Here is a 23,420-nt window from a genome sequence, read left to right on the forward strand (position 1 = left end):
GTTTGATAATATTATGGGGAACGGAAACCCGAATCGCAATGTGCCGATTTTTATATTTCTAACCGATATTTACTTCTTACAGAAATATAAGGGGCCTGTGTACGCGCAAGAAACATTGGCAACCCGAGATTGGACGGGTGAACGATCCCAAATTTGGCAGGTTGTTTCAATAAAATGTAAGCGCTAATATGGAGTTATGATTTATATTCGGGCCGGGTCCCATAGCGGGATCCCTATCACTTGCTCGAAGTGGAAAGGAGGTCATGCATTGCTTCGAATGCCTAAACGCGGCCGATGGGCGGCAACGGCAGTGGCAGCTGTGGTAGCAGCGTCCGTCGTCGTCCTGTTAATCCTGCCCCAAATGGGCAGCCGTGACGAGCCCCCCGCCGAAAGTCAGCCCCCAGGAAAACCGGGGGAAGGAGCAGCGGAGCTAACAGGGGATTCCAATGCGTCGAACGGAAAACCGAATGCCGAACCCCCTGCCGGCACTAATCAAACTGCGTCAACTGAGTCGAAGACACAACAGTCCTTAGCGCAAGATATTCCCTCGCTGCATGAACTCTTTGAGGAGGATTTTCCGATCGGCGCCGCGATCGAACCGAACCAGACGAGCGGTCCTTCATCGGAATTGCTGAAGAAGCATGTCCGCTGGCTGGTGGCGGAGAACGTCATGAAGCCGGATGCGATCCAGCCGTCGGAAGGCCAATTTATATGGACAAATGCCGACCGGATCGTGGAATTTGCCAAGGAGAACAACATGCAGGTCCGTTTCCATACGCTGGTCTGGCATACCCAAGTCGGGGCATGGTTTTTCCAAGATGCGGAAGGCAAGCCGATGGTGGATGAGACAGATCCCAAGCGACAGGAAGCGAACAAAAAATTGCTGCTTGAACGCCTGGATACCCACGTAATGACGATCGTCGGCCGATATAAGGACGACATTACGTCTTGGGACGTAGTGAATGAAGTCATTGAACCGGGGGATCCGGACGGAATGCGCGCGAGCGAATGGTATAAAATAGCAGGTACCGATTACATCGCAACGGCATTTCGAGCTGCTCGGGAAGCCGGAGGACCCGAAGCAAAGCTATATATTAACGATTACGGCACGGATAACCCTGTGAAAAGGGACCTTTTGTTTCAGCTGGTGAAAGATTTGCTGGAGCAAGGTGTTCCGATCGACGGGGTTGGACATCAGACGCATATTGACATTTATGGTCCATCGGTGGATTCCATCATCGCCTCGATGCGAAAATTCGCGGAGCTGGGCCTCGACAATCTCGTCACCGAGCTCGATATGAGCATTTATGCGTGGAATGACCGCAGTGATTACGGCCAAGATCTCCCGCAAGAAATCCTGAACCTGCAAGCCGATCGGTATGGCGAGCTATTCAAAGCATTCCGTCAAAACAAGGACATCCTTAGCGGCGTCGTTTTTTGGGGCATCGCCGACGACCATACCTGGCTTCATGGTTTTCCGGTCGCACGTACCAATGCGCCTTTGCTGTTCGACCGACAGCATCAGCCCAAACCGGCGTTTTGGGCCGTTGTTAAGGCGGCTAGGACGGAGCGATAAACGGACATCTCCGTATAGCCGGGCTAACATTTATGGATTTAATGCCCATAGCTTTAAGTCGCTTACGAAATAACGTTGATAAGGAGAGACCGAGTGATGAGAAGAAGCATGGAAAGGCTGCCCAAGCTCCATGAAGCTTACGGCAATAGTTTCAAGATCGGCGCTGCCGTGAATCCAATTACGATGGTGACCCAAAAGGAATTGTTGTCACACCACTTCAACAGCGTTACGGCAGAAAATGAAATGAAATTCGAGCGATTGCACCCATCGGAAGAGGTGTATACATTCGAGCAAGCCGACCAGATCGTATCGTTTGCCAAATCGAACGGAATGTCGGTGAGAGGACATACCCTCGTATGGCATAATCAGACGCCGGAATGGGTGTTTCAAGACAGTTCCGGCCGGACAGCCGGCCGCGAGCTGCTGCTCGCTCGGATGAAATCGCACATCGATGAGGTCGTTGGCCGTTATCGCGGAGATATCTATGCTTGGGATGTCGTAAACGAAGCCATTGCCGACAGTGGAAGCGATCTGCTTCGTTCCTCCCCGTGGCTTGCGTCGATCGGGGAGGATTTTATCGCCAAGGCATTCGAATACGCGCACGAGGCTGATCCGCAAGCGCTGCTGTTTTATAACGATTACAACGAATCCGTGCCCGAGAAGCGGGAGAAGATTTACACGCTCCTTAAATCGTTAAAGGAGCAGGATGTGCCGATTCACGGCGTCGGGCTTCAGGCCCACTGGAATTTGGAGTTTCCAGCGCTTGACGATATCCGCAGGGCAATCGAAAGATATGCAAGCCTTGGGATGATGCTGCATATCACGGAGCTTGACGTATCCGTATTCGCGCATGAGGATAAGCGGACCGATCTGGCGGCGCCGACCGAAGAAATGCTTGAGCGCCAGGCGGAGCGTTACGGTCAATTGTTCCGTCTGCTTAAAGAGTACAGCGGCAGCGTCACTTCCGTGACCTTCTGGGGAGCGGCGGACGATTATACCTGGCTGGATCATTTTCCGGTAAGGGGCCGCAAAAATTGGCCGTTCGTCTTCGACGAGAACCATCTTCCGAAGGAATCCTATTGGAACCTGTTGAAGGAAGCCAATCCCGAAAGAACATTCCAAGAGATACGTTCGTAAGTCGTATTTCGGCTGTCGCCATAGGTTGAAAGGGGAATCCATAAGATGAACAAGACGCAGGTCACGAATCCGATCATTTGGGCGGACGTGCCGGATGTGGATGCGATCCGTGTAGGGAACGCCTATTATATGGTCAGTACGAGCATGCATTCAATGCCGGGCTGCCCGATCATGAGGTCCGAGGATCTGATGCATTGGGAAGTCGTTAGTTACGTATACGATACGTTCGAAGACAACGAGGCCCATCGTTTGGAAGGCGGCAAGAATATCTACGGGCAAGGCTCTTGGGCGGCAAGCCTGCGCCATCACCGGGGGACATTCTATGTTTGCTTCTCCAGCAACGATACCAGGAAATTTTACGTGTACCGCACAGATAATATCGTTCAGGGGCCGTGGCAGCGTTCGGTCATCGATGGACTACGGCATGATCCGGGCCTGCTTTTTGATGATGACCGGGTGTTCGTGATCCACGGCAACGGGGATATTTACATTACCGAGCTGACTGCCGATGCAGCGGCCCTTAAGTCGGACGGAATTCATCAGCGGCTCTTTGAAACGGAAACGGAGGGCATCGGATTGCGCTGCGAAGGCTGCCATGCCTATCGAATCAACGGTTACTATTATTTACTGTTCATTGAATGGCCGAAGGCAGGGTTCGGCAACGGCCGGCGCAGACAAATCTGTTACCGGTCACGGGAACTGCTCGGCCCTTATGAACGAAGAATCGTATTGGATGATGATCTCGGCTACCATAACAAGGGAATCGCCCAAGGCGGGATGTTCGATACGCCGGATGGCAAGTGGTACGCGATGCTGTTCCAGGATCATGATGCCGTCGGGAGAATCCCTTGCCTGGTCCCGGTAGCCTGGGAGGAGGATTGGCCCGTGTTCGGCATCGAAGGCAAGGTGCCGGAACGGTTTGAGGTCGACTTGCCGCAAGCCGTTGTGAAGCCGCTCGTGATCAGCGATGAATTCGAATACGAATCGAATAAGCTGGCTCTGAATTGGCAATGGAACCACAACCCGGATCATCGGTTATGGTCCGTGACCGAACGTCCCGGTTTCCTAAGGCTGACAACAGGAAGCCTGGCACCGGCTGGCGTGCTGCAGGCCCGGAATACGCTGACGCAGCGCACGGAAGGGCCGGCATGCACGGGGACTGTCTTATTGGACACGGAGCATATGAAGCCCGGCGATCATGCAGGGCTTGTTGCCCTGCAAAGCCATTTCGGCACCGTCGGCGTCAAGGTCGCGGAGAACGGCCACAAGTTCATTGCGATGAGCGTGAACGATGGGAGCGGCAGGGAGAAGGAGCTGGAAACGGTTCGGTATCGCGGCAGTGAAGTGCATTTGAGAATTGATTTTGATTTTGAGAACAGCAAAGATGTGGCCTCCTTTCATTATTCTGTCGATGGGGCCGAATGGATGCAGATCGGCGGTGAGCTGAACATGCGGTATACCTTGGATCACTTTATGGGTTATCGCATCGGGCTTTATTATTATGCGACCAGGCAAACCGGCGGCCATGCCGACTTCGATTATTTTCGTTACGAAAAAGCCGAGCGTTAGAGCGCGTAACCGAAGTGAAGAGGAGTTGATCGATGTATGAAAAGAACAGGATGGACGCTCAAGCTGTTATTGGCCGCGCTGCTCCTGCTGCCAGCTACGCTGGGCCTCCATAATGGCGCAGCCGACGCATGGTCGGGCATGCCGATGTCCAAGCTTCGCGTCAGCGGCAACCAGCTGGTAAACAGCGAGGGGCAGCCCGTTGTCCTCAGCGGGTGGCACCAGCCCGGGGGCTCGTACTGGACGTATCAGGGAAGCGATTACTACCTGAACCGTAGCGGAGGGAATCGCCATGCTGCCATTTTGGCGTATTTAAAGGATATTACCGACACATTTTCCGATACCTCTCCGAAGTACGGCAACAGTCACGGCTGGTATATGAACCAGGTCAGGCTCTTTATCGACCGTGAAGACATGGGCGACGTGGCGGCCGGAACGTATAATTTTGCCGGTCTCCAGTCCTTTACGCAGAACGTCGTGGTGCCTTATATCCAGTATGCAAAGACCAAGGGAATCTACGTTACGCTAGGCCTCGACTTCACGCTCCAGGATAATCAGGCAACGACGCAAGCCAATCTCGAGAAATTTAATCAAATCTGGGGATATCTTGCGGCACAGCCTGCGATCAAAAGCGCGGACAACGTCATGTTCGAGATCATCAATGAACCGGTGCTGTCTTATGCGAACGGTCGCTGGGGAGGACATCCGTCCGACCCCGAATTTCCGGCGTTTTGGGACTCGCTGCGCAATTTTCAAAATTCCATCATTTCCACGATCCGCAGTCAAGGGGCAGATAACGTGATATGGGCCGCCGGCCTTGGATGGGATCAATATTATCAGTTATGCGCCACGCGTCCGCTAACCGATCCGCTGAACAACATCGGATATGCCGTGCATTGGTACCCGGGCTACGGAGCAAAGGATAACGGCTCGATACTCCAGCAGCAATGGGATACCAACATTAAGCCCTGCGCGGACAACTATCCGATCAATATTACGGAAACGACCAGGTTCAAACGGCTGCCGGGAGACTCGGAGTACTGGGAGCTGTTCAACGGCTCGAATGAAGGCTTCGGCAAAAACACCAAGGCCATATTTACGGCAGCCGGGAACGTCAGCATCGCAGTCCACATGAACGGTTTTCTTCTGCAGCCGGGGGCAAGAAGCACGTTTGCCGATCCGACGGCAGGGCTGCTCTTCGACGGCGATCCGGCACGGGACGGCATGGCCCGCTTCATCTTCGAATGGTATTACGAACGTGCGCAGCTTCATCCATGGAACGGCATATGGAACGGTATTTTATCGGGAGAAACCTATAAAATCGTGAACCGTGCCTCAGGGAAGGTGATCGACGTCCCGGGCGGACAAAACAGCAATTCGCTGCAGCTGCAGCAATGGCCGGACAATAACGCCACGGCCCAGCGATGGGTTGCGGACGATATGGGAGCATACAACAATGTATACCGGCTTCGCAGCGTCAGTTCGAGCGACGGCAAGGTGATGGATGTTAGAAACGGTTCCACAAACAACGGGGAAGCAATACAGCTCATGCAGGATTATGGGAATCAAGCACAGCGATTCCGTCTGATCAAGCTAAGCAACGGATACTGGAGCATCCTTAACGCGAACAGCAATAAAGCCGTCGAAGTGGCGGATGGTTCGTCCGCGGACGGAGCGAAGCTCCAGCAGAATCCTTATCGAGGGGATTTGCATCAGCAATGGCAGTTGATCAACGTAAATTGACGCTGCCGTACAGGTGGAGAGCGGCAAGGTGAGGAGGATGAAGAACGATGGCAGGCCATTTCACGCCAGCGGGAAATGAAACGGAAGGTCCAGTGGCGCCGCAGGATCCTGCAGTCAAACGCCGCGGACTGTACATCCTGTATGAGGCGATCATCGAAGCGACGACTCGTCCCGATGGGAAGTACACGCAAGAGATATACCTGGACGGGAGTCAGCTCGTCGATAAAGCCCGATTTACCGGGGGTGTGACGGATGAAGCCATTCTTGAGCTGCTAAAGAGCAGCAGGGGTCTTCGCCGGCTGGTGGACAGTATCGGAATGTCCGTTCATGCGCATGAACGGGACGTATCGAGCGTTCTGTTCACATTTTGGAATTGGGGAAATGCGAATCCATACGAAACGGGATCCCGGCAGAGTATAACCTGTCCAGCGAACGGCACGGAAACGCTCCTGGTTCTGGATAACGACGAAGATCGATATCCGGATGACGATGTTCCAGGCAAATTCGTTTTCGAGTTTGAACGAGAGGGCGTGTTGGCAACGGTCAGCATCGTATTCTATCTTCGTGACGGTTACCAAATCCCCGAGGCTGCAGTCGACCCCCCGGTCGATGTGGAATCACAAGCATATCAAGACATGATTAAGAAATCGCTCATAAGCCCGGGTCATAACAAACGATTAAAGGCGGCAATCGAAAAAGCGAAGCGGGGCGAGCCCGTAACCATCGCCTACATCGGCGGTTCCATTACCCAAGGGGCCGGCGCTGTCCCCCTCCATTCCCAATGCTACGCATACCAATCCTATGACCTGTTCAAGCGAAGGTTTGCACCCGCCGGCGACAGCCCGATTCGTCTTGTCAAAGCTGGCGTAGGCGGTACGCCGTCTGAGCTCGGCATCGTCCGCTATGATCGGGATGTGCTTCGAGAAGGGGAGGTACGGCCGGATATCGTGATCGTTGAGTTTGCCGTCAACGACGCAGGCGACGAAACGAAAGGAAATTGTTACGAGAGCCTGGTACTCAAGGCTCTTTGCGCCGATCACAAACCCGCGGTGATTTTGCTGTTCAGCGTATTCGTGAACGACTGGAATCTTCAAGACCGTCTGGCCCCGGTCGGTTGGCATTACAATCTTCCGATGGTCAGCGTGAAGGATGCGGTCACGGAGCAGTTCCGATGGACCAAGGAGCAAGGGAACGTGATTACGAAAAGACAGTTTTTCTACGACATTTATCATCCAACCAATGCTGGGCATCGGGTGATGGCCGATTGTTTGGACTGGTTATTCGAAGTAACCGATCGTTCCTCCCTCGACGAGGAGGACCTGACGGATGAACAGCCTCCGCTGATCGGAAATGACTTCGCTTTAACGAAGCTGCTCGATCGCAGGAATGGCGATCGCATCGCCCGCATTGATCCTGGCGGTTTTTCGGACACCGACACGGATCTGCAAATGGCGGAGCTGGACGATCATGCATACGGGACGCCGCAATTTCCGCACAACTGGATGCACACGGCCGATTCCGGCGAGCACAGCTTTAAGATGACTATCCGGAGCAAGCGTCTTATCCTTGTTTATAAAGATTCGGGAAGCCGGGCATTCGGGACCGCGAAGATATGGGTAGACGGGAAGCTGAAGAAGACCGCCGATCCGCATGACGTCAATTGGACGCACTGCAGCGCCGTGATTTTGTACAATGAGTCGAAGTCAGGAGAACATGAAGTAGAGATCCAGATGGCGGAAGGCCACGAGGATAAGCGATTTACGATCCTGGGCTTCGGTTACGTCCCATAGAATTGCATTAGATAGCTTCACGCTCCATGGGTAAGCTTGATCGGACATCAAGCGGCGCTCAATAAAAAAGATGAAGGGGAGAGGAAGATGAAGGAGACGGCACCGGCTGGATACGACGTTCCGCGGGAGATCGCCAGGGGGAAAATCGAAACGGTGGAATATGCATCCGAAACGGTAGGCAATGATCGAAAGGCGATGATTTACACGCCTCCGGGATATGCGGAAGACAACGTGTACAACGTTCTTTATTTGCTGCATGGCATCGGAGGTGATGAATCGGAATGGCACCGTCATGGCGATCCGCAGACGATTCTAGATAATCTATATGCGGACGGGAAACTCGCGCCCATGGTCGTCGTGTTTCCAAATGGCCGTGCGATGCCGAATGATCGGGCGGAAGGGGACCTGTTTGCTCCGGACAAAATAAAAGCGTTCGAGACGTTCGAAATCGATCTGCTAAGCGATCTGATTCCCTTTATCGAGTCGCGATACTCGGTATCGACAGGCCGGGAAAACCGTGCGATTGCGGGGCTGTCCATGGGCGGGGGGCAATCCCTGAATATCGGCTTGAAGCATCTTGACCGCTTCGCATGGATTGGCGCTTTTTCCCCGGCTCCGAATACGAAATCTCCGGAGCAGCTCGTCCCGAATCCGGAAGAAACGTCGGCACGGCTCAAATTGCTGTGGCTGTCATGCGGCGACGAGGACAATCTGAAGCAGATAAGCGACCGGACGCACGCGTATTTGTCGGAGCATCGGGTTCCTCACGTTTGGTATGAGGAAAGCGGTGGACACGATTGGCCCGTATGGAAGAACGATTTGTATCATTTTTCCCAGCTCATTTTTAAAGATAACTGATGTTGAAGGAAGCCTTGCGCCATTTTGGCCGGGCTTTTTACTTTCAGCCAAAAACGAAAGGGTAAAATCATGACGTTATTGCCGAAGGACATTGTGTCCATTTTGGACCAAAACGGTATAAAAGCTGCTGATCTCCTGCACGGGATGGAGTGTGACCGGCTGCCGGACGGCGGTTTTTCAGAAAGCTATCTCGTATTGTCCCGAAAACACCTCCACATCTTTTGCGGCAGCGGCGTTACGAAGGAGAAGACGTTTTCGGGTTATGCAGCCGGCCGGCGCAAAGCTGCCGGCAAGCCGGAGCAAGAGGGTTCCGGCGATTGGGCTTGGGAACGCATTCCCCTCGAACGACTCGAAGCCTTGACCATCGTTAATCTGGTCGCTTCCGGCATGGTTGTTGCCAAGGAGAAGGAGGAGCGAGTGATCGGTGCATTCACAAACGGTCATATGAATCAGGCCGTCCGGTTTGCGCAAGCCTTCGATAAATTGAAGAACAACGAGCCGTTTGAAGCCTTCGAAATTGACGGAAAATCGGACGGGGCCTCGTGCCCGACATGCGGATTGATGTACCCCGAAGAAGGCAGGCCATTCTGTCCGAAATGCATGAAGAGGCATGCGGTATTCGCACGTTTGCTGTCATTTGCGGGCAAGTATAGGCTGTCCATCTTTTTTATCGTGTTGTTTATGCTGCTGAACTCGGCGACCGGTCTCGTCATTCCTTATTTCCAGGGCACCGTGCTGTTTGACCAGGCGCTTGCCGGAAATGGCGCTTTTGCGGGGCGGATCGGTCTGGTCATCGTGATCATTCTCGCATTCCGAACGCTGTCGCTGTTGTTCGGCATCTTGTTCGGCACCATCATCGCAAAGCTGGCGGCAAAGGTTGCCTTCGATTTGAAAGCGGCGGTATTTACCTCGTTACAGCGGTTGTCGCTCGATTTTTTTATGCGAAGGCAGACCGGCCATCTTATGACTCGCGTGAACAACGATGCACAGGAATTGCAATATTTTTTCGTCGACGGGCTCTCCTACTTCATCGTGAATGCGATGAATATAATCGGCATCATTGCCGTGCTCCTGTGGATGGATTGGCGGCTTACGCTGATCTGCCTGCTGCCGATGCCGCTGGTCTTCTGGCTTGTCCGGACTGCGTTCCCGAAGCTGTGGCGCTTGTCATGGCGGAGGCACCGCAAGGTAAGCGCTCTGAATTCGATCATCAGTGATTCGGTTCGCGGCTCGCGGGTCGTCAAGGCATTCGGTAAAGAACAGGTAGAGATCGGCCGCTTTCAGCAGGCAAACGATGCATTCTCCGGAGCCGAGCAGCGCTTTAATAAATGGAGCGGAACCGTGTTTCCGATTCTCAATTTTCTAACGCAGGCGGGCGGAATATTGATCTGGGCGTTCGGCGGTTGGTACGTGATGCAAGGCCGGATGTCTTTTGGCTCAGTGCTTACGTTCGTCAACTATATGATGATGCTGTACGGGCCGATTCAGTTCATGAATAATATTATCGGCTGGTGGTCCAATTGCATGGCGGCTGCGCAGCGTATCTTCGAGATCCAGGACGCCGTACCTAGCGTAGCAGAGCGTCCCGGAGCCGTTTCATTAGTGACAATGAAAGGCGACATCGAGATCGACAACGTTTCGTTCGGCTATGAGCCGAACAAACCGATTTTGAAGCAGGTGTCCCTGCGCGCGAGACCCGGGCAAATGATCGGCGTCGTCGGCCATTCAGGGGCTGGGAAGTCGACGCTGGTCAATCTCGTGTCACGATTGTACGACGTAACCGCGGGAGAGATCCGGATCGACGGCGTCAATGTCAAGGAGCTTTCGGTTGCTTCACTGCGTCGTCATATCGGCATCGTCTCTCAGGATATCTATGTATTTACTGGCACCATCGCAGAAAATATCGCGTATTCCGATCCCGATTGCCAGATGGAGGACATTCTGCATGCGGCCAAAATCGCGAACGCGCACGATTTCATCCAAAAGCTGCCGGACGGCTACGATACGGAGATCGGCTCGGGCGGATACAGCTTGTCCGGCGGGGAGAAGCAGCGGCTGTCGATCGCGCGGGCCGTGCTGCACAACCCGAAGGTGCTCATTCTCGACGAGGCAACCGCTTCGCTTGATACCGAGACGGAGCTGCAAATCCAGGAGGCGCTCGATTCGCTCGTCAAAGGACGGACGACGATCGCGATCGCCCACCGGCTGTCCACGCTAAGGCAAGCCGATTATCTGGTCGTGATGGACAAGGGCGCCGTCGTTGAAGCGGGCACGCATGACCAGCTGATGGCGAGAGAGGGCATCTATCGGGAGCTTGTTCGCAAACATGATGAAGCGCTTAAAATGAAAGGGGAAATCATCGCATGAGGATTGAAGAGCACCGGGGAATGGAGCTGGCGGATGCCGCGGGCATCCGATATTTGACACCGAGCAATTCGGAATTTGCGGAGACGACGGGCCATCTGCTGTCCGTCTGGACCAAAGGCGAGGTGCACTCGCCGGTTTACGTTCATTGTTCCTTCCCGCATACGAACCAGCGCTCTTTCTTGTCGATTCGAACGGCGGACAACAAGGAGATCGGTTTGATCCGCTATCTTGACGATTTTCCACAAAGCACGGCTTCTATCATTGAAAGGCAGCTGAAGATCCGTTATTTTACGCCGGAAATTACCAAGGTGATTGCCGTAAGCGAGGAGTTCGGCTATTCCTATTGGGAAGTTGAAACGACTGCCGGACGGTGCCGGTTCACGGTGCGGAACGGCAGCGGCAGCGTCAAGTTTGCAGCGGAGAACCGCCTGCTGATCATCGACGTCGACGGGAACCGGTTCGTCATCCCGCACGTGGATCAGCTTAGCGACAAGGAATACCGCATGATCGAAACGAGATTGTAGACGGCGGCAACGGAGGAATATCGATGAATTTAAACTTCACGCTTTCGGAGCAGAATTTCGCGGCAGCACGGCAAGTCATCGGAGAGGAGATCGACTATTGCGTCCCTGCCGACCTGTCGCTGGATGGGCGGCGGGTGGAGGGATACCTGGCGATCGGCAGCGGCAGGTGGGCGCATGTGCGGGATGGCCAAGTGCGGGATCACGGGAACATCGCGGACGCCTGCGATTATCATCTGGTGCCGTTCGTTGGCAATGCGGTGCTTGAAGCCACGGAGAACGGGACGAAACGAATCATCGTCAGGGTGACGATGCAGCATGCGTCCAGGTACGGCTATATCGCTCAAATCCTGAACGATATGGCCGCCAATCGCCCCGTCCGGATTTATCGTGACGAAGGGGATCCGGTTTGCGCGGCATGCGGAAGCGCGCTCGTCCCGGGTACGCGGGTGTGTCCCAGATGCATGAGCAAGGCAGCTGCATTCAAACGACTGCTTCTCACATCCAAAAGACACTGGCGAAGCTTGATGCTTGGACTAGGTGTCCTTATCGCTGCCTCGGCGTTGGCGATGGCCGGGCCTTACTTCCAGAAGCTGCTGGTCAACGCGGCGCTGCTCCCCCCTTCCGGACAAGAGGCCAGCGTAAGGGTATTTTGGCTTGCACTCCTTGGGATGCTGTTCACCATGGCTTTCGGGGAGCTGCTCGGCATTGCCAGAAACCGGATCATGGCCAGCGTCAGTACGGGCATTGCGGCCGACTTGCGCAAAACGGTGTTCGATCGGATTCAGAGCATGTCGCTCGGATTTTTGACGTCCCAGCGAGCGGGAGACCTGATGAACAGAGTGACGGCCGATACGGACCGCATCCGCCACTTGATTCAGGAAATGTGCACGACGGCCATCCACCAACTGCTCATCCTGATCGCTTCAGCGACGCTGCTTTTTTCGGCCGATTGGCGGCTGGCGCTGATCGTGCTGCTTCCGGCTCCATTCGTTGGTTATTTGCACTACTATATTTGGAGGCATGTCCTAAACAGGCTGTTTCACAAGCAGTGGCGCATCTCCGACAAGGCAAACTCGTTTCTTCACGATGTCCTCAGCGGCATTCGGGTCGTGAAGGCTTTCGGCCAGGAAGAGCGGGAGATTCGCAGATTCCGGACATATAACGGCGAATTCGCTGCTGCTGCGTTGAAAAGCGAGAAGTTGTACAGCATTTTATCGCCGATCTCGAATTATTTGATTCAGATCGGCCAATATCTCGTACTTCTGATCGGCTGCTACATGATTATCGGCCGGGAGATGAACGTAGGCGAGCTGATCCAGTTCAGCGCTTATGCCGCCATGATTTTCGGGCCGATTTCCTGGCTGATGTTCATGCCGCGCTGGATCGCGAATGCGGTCATTTCGATGCATCGCGTATTCTCGGTAATCGACGAGCAGCCGGAAGTCATGGATGCAAACAACGCGGTGGGCCACCGGATTCGGGGCTCGATCGAGTTCCGCGACGTTTTTTTTGGATATCGATCGTATGAGCCTGTTCTGAAGGAGATCAACCTCACCGTGAAGCCGGGGGAGATGATCGGACTCGTCGGCCATTCCGGATCGGGCAAATCGACGACGATCAATCTGATTTCCCGTTTCTATGATGTAAACGAAGGGGAGATTCGGATTGACGGCATCGATATCCGGAAGATCCGGCAGGAGGATTTGCGCTCGCAAATCGGGGTCGTGCTTCAGGAGACGTTCCTGTTCAGCGGGACGATCGCGGAGAATATTCAGTACTCGAAGCCGGGCGCGAAGCCGGAAGAGGTTATCGAGGCGGCCAAAATCGCCAACGCGCACGATTTTATCATCAGCTTGCCTGACGGTTACGACACGAGGCTGGAAGAGAACGGGAACAATCTGTCGGGAGGCGAGCGTCAGCGGATCGCCATCGCGAGGGCCGTGCTGAACGATCCGCGAACCCTCATTCTGGACGAGGCGACGGCTTCGCTTGATATCGAGACGGAAGCGGCCATCCAGGAGGCACTGAGACGGGCGACGAAGAATCGCACGACGATCGCTATCGCGCATCGTCTCTCTACGCTGCGAAATGCCGACCGGCTTATCGTCCTTGACAAGGGGCGGATCGCCGAAATCGGCACGCATCGCGAATTGATGAAGAAGCAGGGAATTTACTACAATCTGATCTCCGCCCAGCGCGGCATGTCCCGCAAGAGCGATCCTTCCGCGGTGGTATAACGCCGCCAACACAAGGGTTGCAGTGCATTGCAATGAATTTGTGCAGGTAATCTGGATGCTCATCTTAGGAGAAAGCTTGAAATACAATATCCGTTAGGAGGGAAGGAGCAGCGTATGGAAAATGAAATTCACAGCGTTCTCTGCTATACGAGAGAACCGCTTGAACCGGAAATCTATTCCCCGAAGCTTGCATACAGCATGCATCTCGCTTACACCGATGACGGGATGATTTATCGGGAGCTTAATCATAACTCGGGGGTACTGTTCGCTAAAGCCGCCGAGCTCTCAAACGGCATGCTGTCCGCCAAGAGTTTGAAGAATCCGTACCTGTTCCACATGGCTGACGGAAGCTTTGGCGTACTGGCCATTCGGACGGAAGCGGACGGTTCTCCCGATCAGCAGAGCAAGGGCTCGGTGCTTTTGTTCACTTCCCCGGACTTGCTGCAGTATCGGGAGCTCGGTCTGTTGAACCTAACGGACGGGCATCATGTACAAGATATCATGTGCGAATATGAACATGCTTCCCGAAAGTATATCCTACGTTGGCGTGAAGAAGACGGAAGGTATTATCAAAGGGAAATGGCGGACGTGACATGCCCGGACGACGCTGCCAAGCCGAAGCCGTGCGAAGCTTTCACGCTAAGCCCAAGACGCGTCGCCATTGAAGGAGCAGTGGCCCGCAATGCGATACGTGTATCGCGAGGCGTGGCTCAGAGGCTGATTCATAAGCTTACGGTACCGGTTCATGTGCGTAATGAACTGCCGGAGCGCGTTACGGTTTCGTCCAAAGAACAGTTGCAAGCCGTTAAAGTGACGGCGATATACAGTGACGGCACAACCGCGATCAAGCCGATTGAGTGGGATGCGTCCGAAATCGATTGGAGCCGTCCCGGAACTTATCGCATTTCAGGAAGCATTCGGCAGGATCGCTATACATTTCCGATGGCGACGAACCGTGCCGACCCTTGCATTGCGCAGTGGGACGGAAGGTATTATTTTGTCGCGACCAATGATGCCGACGGCAACCATACGATATCGATCCGGGAGTCGGATTCCATCATCGGTCTGGCCTCGGCAGAAGAAACCAAAATCCTGGATACAGGCATGTATGATCATCTGAAGCGATTTCTGTGGGCGCCTGAACTTCATGGCATCGGCGGCGAGCTGTATATTTTTCTTGCCGGCAGCAGCGGCGAGTTCAAAGACATTCAATCGCATGTTATGCGGTTAAAGAAGGGCGGCAATCCGAGAATTGCTGCGGATTGGGGGACGCCGATCCGGGTCGCCAGACATGACGGAAGCCCGCTGTTTCAAGCCGGCATAACGCTGGACATGACCGTATTAGAGCGGAAAGGCCGTTTATATGTGCTCTGGGCGCAAAGGGAATTGGTACCGCATGACCTGGGCTCGTGGATCTATATCGCCGAGGCGGATCCGAGGAAACCGTGGAGACTGATATCGGAGCCTGTCCTGCTGTCCAAGCCCGATTACGGCTGGGCGAACAATCAAACGTTCGTGGAGGAAGGGCCCTTTGCACTCATGACAGACCGGAAGATCTTCGTGACGATATCCGGTGCTCTGGTTGATGCCACGTATTGCGTCGGCATGCTCAGCGTCAATTCTGACGCTGATTTGCTTGACCCGAACCAATGGACGAAGCGTAATTACCCGCTGCTAACTTCCAGAAGCGTGCCGGGCGAATACGGGCCAGGACACAATTCTTATGTGAAGGACGAGGAAGGAACGATCTGGAGCGTATATCACGCTCGTCCAGGCATCGGAGAGCCTCGCTGCTCGGGTCTCCGTCGCGTGCATTTCGACGTTGACGGTGAACCGATGCTGGGCTTGACGGAAGAGAAGGACCTGAATCCAGCGCTTGCGTCCGTATACCTGGATGTGCTGGTGGAAGCATTGGCGGAAGGCTGACGGAACAACAACTTTTCTGTGTGCGAATTGACAAGAGCATGAAGAACAAAAGAAGCGCCGTGTTCCCGTGTGCGGGTACGCAGCGCTTCTTTGCATTTTGACGACGTGAACCCGAGGTTAATCCTTTCCAACTGATGGATTCAGATTGGGCACACCGTACAGCCGACGCTCATGCGCTTTCCACTTTCCGGCCCTTTGCGTTGCCCAGAGCATCAACACTTTTAGTAATTACAAATCGTGTTTAGTTTCTCTATGGTTCGTTTTCGCAAGCAGTTATATGATCTTGGTGAGCATCAAAATGAAAGCGCTGCATATTCATGCAGCCAAAAATTAAGGGGGGAATTAACGCATGTGGATGCGTAAGATCAGTCTGCTGTTCTGCAGCCTGATTCTGGTGATCATGACGGCATGCAGCAGCGGCTCGGGCGGCGACGCGAAGACAGTCGAGCCCGACAAAGCGGAAGAGGCCGTCAACGCGCCTGCGGAAGCGACAAACGAGCAGCCGACAAACGAATCAAGCAGCGAGGAAGAATTAACCGGCACGCCGGAAATGGAATTTGATATGGGAGGCCGAACCATCAAATGGGTGTCCTGGTATGATGAATCGATTCAGGAAGACAATCCTGACAACATTAAACGGAAACGTAACTTGGAAGAGCTGATGAAAAAACATAATTTTAAAATGGAATACATGATCGTGGATTTCGGCGAGTACCAGGATAAGGTGACAGCCTCGCTGGTGGCGGGCGAACCGATCGGCGACATTATCCGGGTAGCGAGGCCATGGATGATTCCGACGCTGGTCAATCAAGGTCTGTTCGCGCCGGTGGATGAATACACGAAGAACGAGAAGGTATTCATCCAGCAGTACACGAACGAGTACTCCCAATACGAAGGAAGGGGCTACGGGTTCAGGACGGGCATCAACGGCGCGTCATCCGGCATTTTCTATAACCGCACGTTAATGAATCAATTGGGCATGAAGCCATTGCAGGAATACGTCAACGAGGACAACTGGAACTGGGATACGTTCATTCAGGTCGCGAAAGAAGCGAACAAAGATTCCAATAACGACGGCAAATTGGATATTTGGGGGCTTGCATCCGCTTCCTTGCTGGTTCCCGCAATGGCCTCGAACGAAGCGAATCTGGTCATTCTAGATAAGCAAGGTCTTGAGGATCCCAAAACCTTGGAGGTGCTGAACTTCTTGTCGCGCCTCGCAACCGAGTCGGTTGGGAGACCAACGGAAGGGGGAGACTGGACCGAGCCGGGCCAATTTTTCCGCCAAGGCAACACATTGATGGTTGCAGGCAGCGATTATGAAATGGAAAACTTCAAGCAGGACATGCCGGATTACGATATCGGATTTCTCCCATTTCCGAAAGGGCCAAGCGCATCAAGCTACCATTCGCATAATACGATCCCGAATTACCTGACGATTCCAAGCGCCGTGGAGCATCCCGAACGTCTGGTTTATATTTACGAGAAAATCAACGATATCGACTCGATCTACGACTATCCGAAACAATCTACGCTGGAGACTTTATTCAGCAACGAGGACGATATTCAGAATGCCAAGCTGGCCGGTGAGAGCATTAAAGTGATCGATACCGAGAGCGGATACCCATCGATGCCTTATTACGAATTTATAGGGGAAATCATGGAAGGCATCCCGGTATCGACGGTCGTCGAGAAATATAAAGGGCCGTTCCAGGCAGCGATTGATGCGGTTTGGAAAAAGTAAACGTGGTCTCAATTGGAATCACAGCCAGTACTCCCGTCATTTTGAAGGGATGAGTCAGGTACGGCGCTACAGATGGAAGCGATTCCAAGTCAATGCTTCTTAATGGCAGACGGTGGATAGCCTTTCGCTTCCTTGAACACTTTGCTGAAATAGGAAAGATCTTGAAAGCCGCAGGATTCGGCGGCTTCCGTCACGGTAACGCCGCCGGCCATCAGCATGATCTCAGCGTTATTCACGCGTACCCGCTGCAGGTATTCCTTGTAGGTCGAACCGGTATTCTTTTTGAATAGTTTCCCTAAATAAACGGGATGGAGGTTGAACTGCTCGGCGAAGTCGTTAAACGACAAGTCTTCCGCATAGTGTTCTTCGATGATGGCGGTCAGCTTCTTGATCCGCGGGTCCATATGCATGATCGTTTGGCGATGCATGCCGTGAAGCAGCCGGTGGAGAATGAGTTCGAACAATGCACGGGCATGGATCATATAAAACGGTTGTTTATTCATCCACACGTGGTTGAACTCCCGGATGTAGGCAAGTATCTCCTTGGTGATCAATTTCTTCGTTACGACGCCAAACGGAAGCCGGATATGATTGTGCGGTTCGGCCCAGAAAAAATTGAAAGGATACGCATGCATGGGAGATTCCTTGCACGTATGGGCTTCCCGTACGCTTCCACCCGGAACGTACACCAGATCGCCCGCCTCAACTGCAAATTTTTTGCCGTCAATGTAGTAGTTTGCCCGGCCATCAACGACGAACGTCAAATCGTGAAACCCGATCCGGGCCTTCTGTATTCTCCAATCCGGATAACATTTGCGGTCCACGAACAGAAAAATATTCGGTACGAGATGTGGGTGATATTCAAGCTCCATGCGGATATCGCCTCCTTTTTAAACAAATTGTAATGTCCACATGAACATTTACAACCTGTGGTTGGATGGTCATTTCCCAATGTATCGCCGCTTGATCATGTGAAATCATCCATTAAGAAAGGGAAGGGTCCAATGATTACGTTAACCGGATTTGCAGACGAGATATCCCCGGATTTGGATGTTCAGCTGGATGTCCTGGAATCCGAAAGCATCCGTTATCTTGAGCTTCGAGGCGTTTGGGGCAAAAATGTGCTGCAGCTGACGGAAGAGGAAGCGTTGACCGTGAAAGAACGATTAGCGGAGCGGAAGGTCGGAGTCTCCTCGATCGGCTCGCCGATCGGGAAAATCCAAATCACCGACGACTTTGAAACCCATCTCGAGGACGCTCGGCGCGCCGTACGTCTAGCTAAGTTTTTCCAGGCGCCTTTTGTACGCGTGTTCTCCTTTTACATTCCGGACGGGGACTACGAGAAGCATCGGCCTGAAGTGATACGGCGCATGCAACGACTCGCTCAATTGGCTGAACGCGAAGGCGTGGTCCTGCTTCATGAGAATGAAAGCCATATTTATGGAGACACCGGCGAGCGATGTTTGGATCTGCTCCAAACGGTTTCATCCTTCCATTTGCGGGCAGCCTTTGATCCGGCGAATTTCGTGCAGTGCGGCGTGAAGCCCTTCAATGAGGCCTATCCACTGGTAGGCGGGTATGCGTCGTATATTCATGTGAAAGACGCCATCATGGGGAAGGGGACCGTCGTACCGGCAGGCGATGGCGACGGCGAGCTCCGCGAGCTCATTCATGAGCTCAGCCGCAGGCGATTTTCAGGGTTTATGTCGTTGGAGCCGCATCTGCGCGCCGCCGGAAAATTCGAGGGATTCACGAATCCGGAGCTTTTCGTTGTGGCATCCAAAGCGATAAAGCGATTGTTAGAGGAGCAAGCAATGGAATGGAATTGACCGGCTGAATATTTATTCAACGCGTGACCTTGGTTTGAGGAGCCAAAAAAATTCGAGAGGAGCAGTCTCATGAGTTTACGGTTTAAGAAATACTTATGCGTATGTTTGTCTCTTGCCATCGCTTTGTCCATTCTGGTTGCACCTGGCAATATTGCCGCAGCCAGCGATGCCGTCATCAATGTTTCCTCGGAGAAGCAAGTGATTCGCGGATTCGGAGGCATCAACCACCCGGCATGGATCGGCGATTTGACGGCAGCACAGAGAGATACCGCATTCGGAAACGGGGCGAATCAGTTAGGTTTCTCAATATTAAGAATCTACGTGCATGAAGACCGAAATCAGTGGCATCGTGAGCTGGAGACGGCCAAACGGGCCATTGCCCTTGGAGCCATCGTATTTGCTTCCCCTTGGAATCCGCCGGCCGATATGGTCGAGACCTTCAACCACAACGGCGATACGTCGGCAAAGCGGCTTCGTTACGACAAGTATGCCGCGTATGCCCAGCATCTTAACGATTTCGTGACGTATATGAGAAACAATGGCGTCGATCTGTATGCGATATCCGTCCAAAACGAGCCCGATTATGCACATGACTGGACGTGGTGGACACCGCAGGAAATGCTTCGGTTTATGAAAGAAAATGCCGGATCGATCAACACGAGAGTCATCGCGCCGGAATCGTTCCAGTATCTGAAAAATATGTCGGATCCGATTTTGAATGATCCCCAGGCGCTTGCCAATATGGATATTCTCGGCGCTCATCTGTACGGGACCCCGATTAGCAATTTCGCTTATCCGCTATTCAAACAAAAAGGAGCGGGAAAAGATCTCTGGATGACGGAGGTATACTACCCGAACAGCGACAACAACTCGGCGGATCGCTGGCCTGAAGCCCTTGACGTGTCCTATCACATCCACAATGCGCTGGTAGAAGGCGATTTTCAAGCCTACGTGTGGTGGTATATCCGCAGATCTTACGGTCCGATGAAGGAGGACGGCACGATCAGCAAACGCGGCTACAATATGGCTCATTTCTCCAAATTTGTCCGCCCCGGCTATGTCAGGGTGGATGCCACGAAAAATCCTGAATCCAACGTTTACGTATCAGCCTATAAAGGTGACAACAAAATCGTTATCGTTGCGATTAACCGGAGCAGCGCCGGGGTCAATCAGAACTTTGTGCTGCAAAACGGATCGGTTTCGCAGGTATCAAGGTGGATCACGAGCGGCAGCAGCAATCTTCAACCCGGTACGACTCTCAATGTAACGGGGAGCAACTTCTGGGCCCATCTTCCCGCGCAGAGCGTTACGACCTTTGTAGGCGAACTCGGGCGGTAATCTATCGTCCACGGTTCTGGTATCAATGATAAAGCAGCAGTTTTGACAAAGAGCTGTCTCCAGGTCTTGCAGGCGACTTGGACGGACAGCTCTTTGTTCTGGGCTGGATTTGATTCGAAATTTCAGCCCTAAACGGTTGGATGTCATTTCGCTCCCAGCCTATAGCCATGGTAAGCAATTGTACCCCGAGGAAGGAATTGTACCTTTTTCTTGCGAACAGTCAAGTGTATCATCGTATTGCCTTACTTTGAAAACGCTTTCTATTGAGGAGGGTACATATGCAGCGTTTATGGTCCAAGTTCTCCCCGGTGTTCCGCAGATTTCTGATTTCCTACTTGATCGTGCTCCTGATCCCCCAAATTGCGGGCTATGCATCGTACAGGACTTCGATTGAAGTGGCGAAAGCAAGCTCAATCGAAAACAGCCTGAGTTCCTTGAATCTGGGAAAAGAGATCATCGAGCGTCATCTGGTGGAGGTGGAAACCTTCACGAAGCAGCTTGCGATCAATCAGGATCTATATCGTCTGATCGCTGATCCCAAGCTGCTCGACAGCAACAACGTTTACGGCTTGGGACGCATGCAGCGCAGCCTGTCCATGTACAGCAGCACGAATGATTACCTCTCCAATTTCTTCATCTACATACGTAATTATAACGCGATTATTACGCCGAATACCGTCTATTACCGGCCCGAGCATTATTACGAGGCGAATCGGCTTGAAGGAATGACGTTCGAGGAATGGGAGGAGGCTGTATTAAAGAAACCTCATCTGAATGAGATGGTTCCGCTTAAAAAATATAGGCGGGAAATCCGCGATACGGTGTTTGTCGAGACGCCGGCCGTCACGTTTCTGCAATCGATCCCGCTTAACAGCTTTAACAATCCGCAGGCGATGATCGGCGTACTGATCGATGAAGATCATATGGGCAGCCTGCTGCAAAATATCGTGGACCAATACGGGGGCTGGGCGTTGGTTGCGGACCGGGAAGGCAGATTGATTCTGTCCCGCGGCATCGGAGAAGAGGAGGCCAAGCGCTTCACCGAAGCTTCTTCCGATGAGAACGGCGAGGTCAGCCCCACGGGCGACGGACGGCTGTTGATCTCCATCCGGTCCGACCTGAACGGCTGGACCTATATGGCCGGAATACCCGAGCAGGCGCTGATGACGAAGGCCGACAGAATCCAGAAGGTTACGACGACATTTACGCTGGCAGCGCTGGTTATCGGTTTGCTGATCGGACTTGTGCTCGCGTACCGGCACAGTGCTAAGGTCCATTCGCTACTGTCCGTTTTTCGCGAACAAAACCACGTTTCTCGGGAAAAGATCGGCAACGAGTATGATTTTCTGGCCGGCAATATCGCGGCGCTGATCGCAAACAATAAATTGCTGGAGTCTTCACTGAACGATCAGCTCCCGCTGCTTAGGGATGCGTTCATCAAGCGGCTGCTGACAGGCGACTTCTATACGCTGCGCGAGCTCGAGGCGGTTTCCGGTCAAACCGGAGTCCGGCTCCGCGGCGAGCATGGACGTGCAGGCATTCTGAAAGTTGCCGGATATGGCAGCGCCGACAGTGAGGAAATCATCCAGGAACTCAGCGTCGCCCGGTTGATCGTCCGGCAGGCCTTGAGCCGGCTGGAACCCGATGTGCTGGTTACGGACTGGGGTTCGGACCAGATCGCTTTCGTGCATGTGCTTGCCGGAGAGCTAAATCGCCGCCTGGAAGACGGTTTGCTCGAAATGGTCGATGCCGTATATCGGCAGCATCGATTGTCGATCACGATCGGGCTGGGTTCGGCGTTCGACGCGTGGAACGGCGTAGCCGACTCGTTCAACGAAGCGCAGCAAGCACTGGAATATGCCGTCCACACCAGGGCAGTCGGCATCACCCGGTTCGAGGATGCGGTGAAAGCAACGGAGCTGTACTATTATCCGATTGAATCCGAACAGCGAATGCTCAATACGCTTAAGGCGGGTGAACTGGAGGAAACCTACCGTCTTCTTGACCAGCTGTTCAGCCGGAACTTTGAAGAAAGGGAGCTGTCGTACGATATGACGCAGCAGTTTGTGACGGAGCTGAAGGGAACCTTTTTAAAGCTGGCCGAACAAAAAATATTCCACGACGAGTCGTTGACCGACCATATCAAGGAACAGATCGCTGCCGTTTCGTCAACGGACGGGGTCGATCAGCTCAGGGACAGATTCGGAAAGCTTATTCATGATATATGCATGGACGTCCGGAAGAAAAAATGCGACATGCATGCCGAGACCGTAAGTGAGATCATCCGCTATATCCACGAGCGTTACTCCGACGCCGAGCTGACGCTTTATCGTATCGCGGAGCATATTGGCAAGCCAGAAAAGTATATCTCCCAAATGTTCAAGGAGCATACGGGAACGAATCCTTCGGACTACGTTGAACTGGTGAGGATCGGCAAGGCGGCCGAGCTGCTGCAGCAGAACCTATTGACGATTGACGAAATCGCTGCGCAGGTGGGGTATAACAGCGCCCATTCATTTCGGAGGGCCTTCAAGCGGGTTCGCGGCGTGTCGCCGAGCACGTTCCGGCAAATGGCCGATTAAGGAGACGGCGACCTAGCCGTCTTTTACGGAAGGGGAGTCAGGCACCTCATTAAACGAATGGATCGGACGTGTCGAGTGACGTTTTTTTATCGAATCCGTCAAATGAAAAAAACGAGGAAAATCAACGCTTGGAAAGTATCCGTTTCCGAAATTGTACGGTGAGGGAGAAAGTGTGCCTTTACGGCGCCGAGCGTGCAATTTTA

General features: G+C 53.3%; 15 protein-coding genes. 14 read left to right on the plus strand and 1 reads right to left on the minus strand.

What is annotated here, in order from left to right:
- Window positions 1-268 precede the first annotated feature (268 nt).
- From NSQ46_RS13565 to NSQ46_RS13615, 11 genes are all read left to right on the plus strand, one after another.
- Window positions 269-1,576 (plus strand): endo-1,4-beta-xylanase, encoded by a 1,308-nt coding sequence (locus NSQ46_RS13565; RefSeq protein WP_342576854.1) that lies wholly within the window; start codon window positions 269-271, stop codon window positions 1,574-1,576.
- Window positions 1,577-1,672: 96 nt separating this feature from the next.
- The gene (locus tag NSQ46_RS13570; RefSeq protein ID WP_342576855.1) at window positions 1,673-2,713 is read left to right on the plus strand and encodes an endo-1,4-beta-xylanase; all 1,041 of its coding nucleotides are present in this window, start codon (window positions 1,673-1,675) and stop codon (window positions 2,711-2,713) included.
- Between the two features lie 45 nt (window positions 2,714-2,758).
- On the plus strand, window positions 2,759-4,282 hold the full coding sequence (locus NSQ46_RS13575) for a glycoside hydrolase 43 family protein (protein WP_251534518.1): 1,524 nt from the start codon (window positions 2,759-2,761) through the stop codon (window positions 4,280-4,282).
- Between the two features lie 36 nt (window positions 4,283-4,318).
- Window positions 4,319-6,022, plus strand: a complete 1,704-nt coding sequence (locus NSQ46_RS13580; RefSeq protein ID WP_342576856.1) for an RICIN domain-containing protein — start codon at window positions 4,319-4,321, stop codon at window positions 6,020-6,022.
- Window positions 6,023-6,069: 47 nt separating this feature from the next.
- Window positions 6,070-7,812, plus strand: a complete 1,743-nt coding sequence (locus NSQ46_RS13585) for an SGNH/GDSL hydrolase family protein (RefSeq protein ID WP_342576857.1) — start codon at window positions 6,070-6,072, stop codon at window positions 7,810-7,812.
- An 87-nt stretch (window positions 7,813-7,899) separates the two neighbouring features.
- Window positions 7,900-8,670 (plus strand): alpha/beta hydrolase-fold protein, encoded by a 771-nt coding sequence (locus tag NSQ46_RS13590; protein ID WP_007130177.1) that lies wholly within the window; start codon window positions 7,900-7,902, stop codon window positions 8,668-8,670.
- A 69-nt stretch (window positions 8,671-8,739) separates the two neighbouring features.
- On the plus strand, window positions 8,740-11,037 hold the full coding sequence (locus NSQ46_RS13595; protein WP_342576858.1) for an ABC transporter ATP-binding protein: 2,298 nt from the start codon (window positions 8,740-8,742) through the stop codon (window positions 11,035-11,037).
- Entirely contained in the window at window positions 11,034-11,561 is a 528-nt protein-coding gene (locus NSQ46_RS13600) for a DUF1854 domain-containing protein (protein WP_007130175.1), read from the plus strand. Before NSQ46_RS13595 ends, NSQ46_RS13600 begins: the two co-directional genes overlap by 4 nt.
- A gap of 23 nt (window positions 11,562-11,584) precedes the next feature.
- Window positions 11,585-13,798 carry an ABC transporter ATP-binding protein gene (locus NSQ46_RS13605; protein ID WP_342576859.1) on the plus strand — a complete coding sequence of 738 codons (2,214 nt, stop codon included), beginning with the start codon at window positions 11,585-11,587 and terminating at the stop codon, window positions 13,796-13,798.
- Between the two features lie 114 nt (window positions 13,799-13,912).
- Window positions 13,913-15,724, plus strand: a complete 1,812-nt coding sequence (locus NSQ46_RS13610; RefSeq protein WP_342576860.1) for a family 43 glycosylhydrolase — start codon at window positions 13,913-13,915, stop codon at window positions 15,722-15,724.
- 349 nt (window positions 15,725-16,073) lie between these two features.
- Window positions 16,074-17,468, plus strand: coding sequence for an extracellular solute-binding protein (locus NSQ46_RS13615; RefSeq protein ID WP_342576861.1), 1,395 nt, complete (start codon window positions 16,074-16,076; stop codon window positions 17,466-17,468).
- An 89-nt stretch (window positions 17,469-17,557) separates the two neighbouring features.
- On the opposite strand, the gene NSQ46_RS13620 is transcribed toward NSQ46_RS13615, so the two are convergent.
- Window positions 17,558-18,340, minus strand: a complete 783-nt coding sequence (locus NSQ46_RS13620) for an AraC family transcriptional regulator (RefSeq protein WP_341033204.1) — start codon at window positions 18,338-18,340, stop codon at window positions 17,558-17,560.
- 132 nt (window positions 18,341-18,472) lie between these two features.
- Here NSQ46_RS13620 and NSQ46_RS13625 point away from each other — a divergent pair, with 132 nt between their 5' ends.
- The 3 genes from NSQ46_RS13625 to NSQ46_RS13635 all read left to right on the plus strand — a co-directional run bounded on the left by NSQ46_RS13625 (window position 18,473) and on the right by NSQ46_RS13635 (window position 23,217).
- Window positions 18,473-19,297 (plus strand): sugar phosphate isomerase/epimerase family protein, encoded by an 825-nt coding sequence (locus NSQ46_RS13625; RefSeq protein ID WP_341033206.1) that lies wholly within the window; start codon window positions 18,473-18,475, stop codon window positions 19,295-19,297.
- 69 nt (window positions 19,298-19,366) lie between these two features.
- The gene (locus NSQ46_RS13630) at window positions 19,367-20,635 is read left to right on the plus strand and encodes a glycoside hydrolase family 30 beta sandwich domain-containing protein (protein ID WP_213615431.1); all 1,269 of its coding nucleotides are present in this window, start codon (window positions 19,367-19,369) and stop codon (window positions 20,633-20,635) included.
- A 278-nt stretch (window positions 20,636-20,913) separates the two neighbouring features.
- Window positions 20,914-23,217: a helix-turn-helix domain-containing protein gene (locus NSQ46_RS13635; RefSeq protein WP_342576862.1), complete on the plus strand. Its 2,304-nt coding sequence runs from the start codon at window positions 20,914-20,916 to the stop codon at window positions 23,215-23,217.
- The last annotated feature ends 203 nt before the right edge of the window (window positions 23,218-23,420 follow it).

Source organism: Paenibacillus sp. FSL M8-0142 (assembly GCF_038597315.1).
Taxonomy (GTDB): Bacteria; Bacillota; Bacilli; order Paenibacillales; family Paenibacillaceae; genus Paenibacillus_AQ; species Paenibacillus_AQ lactis.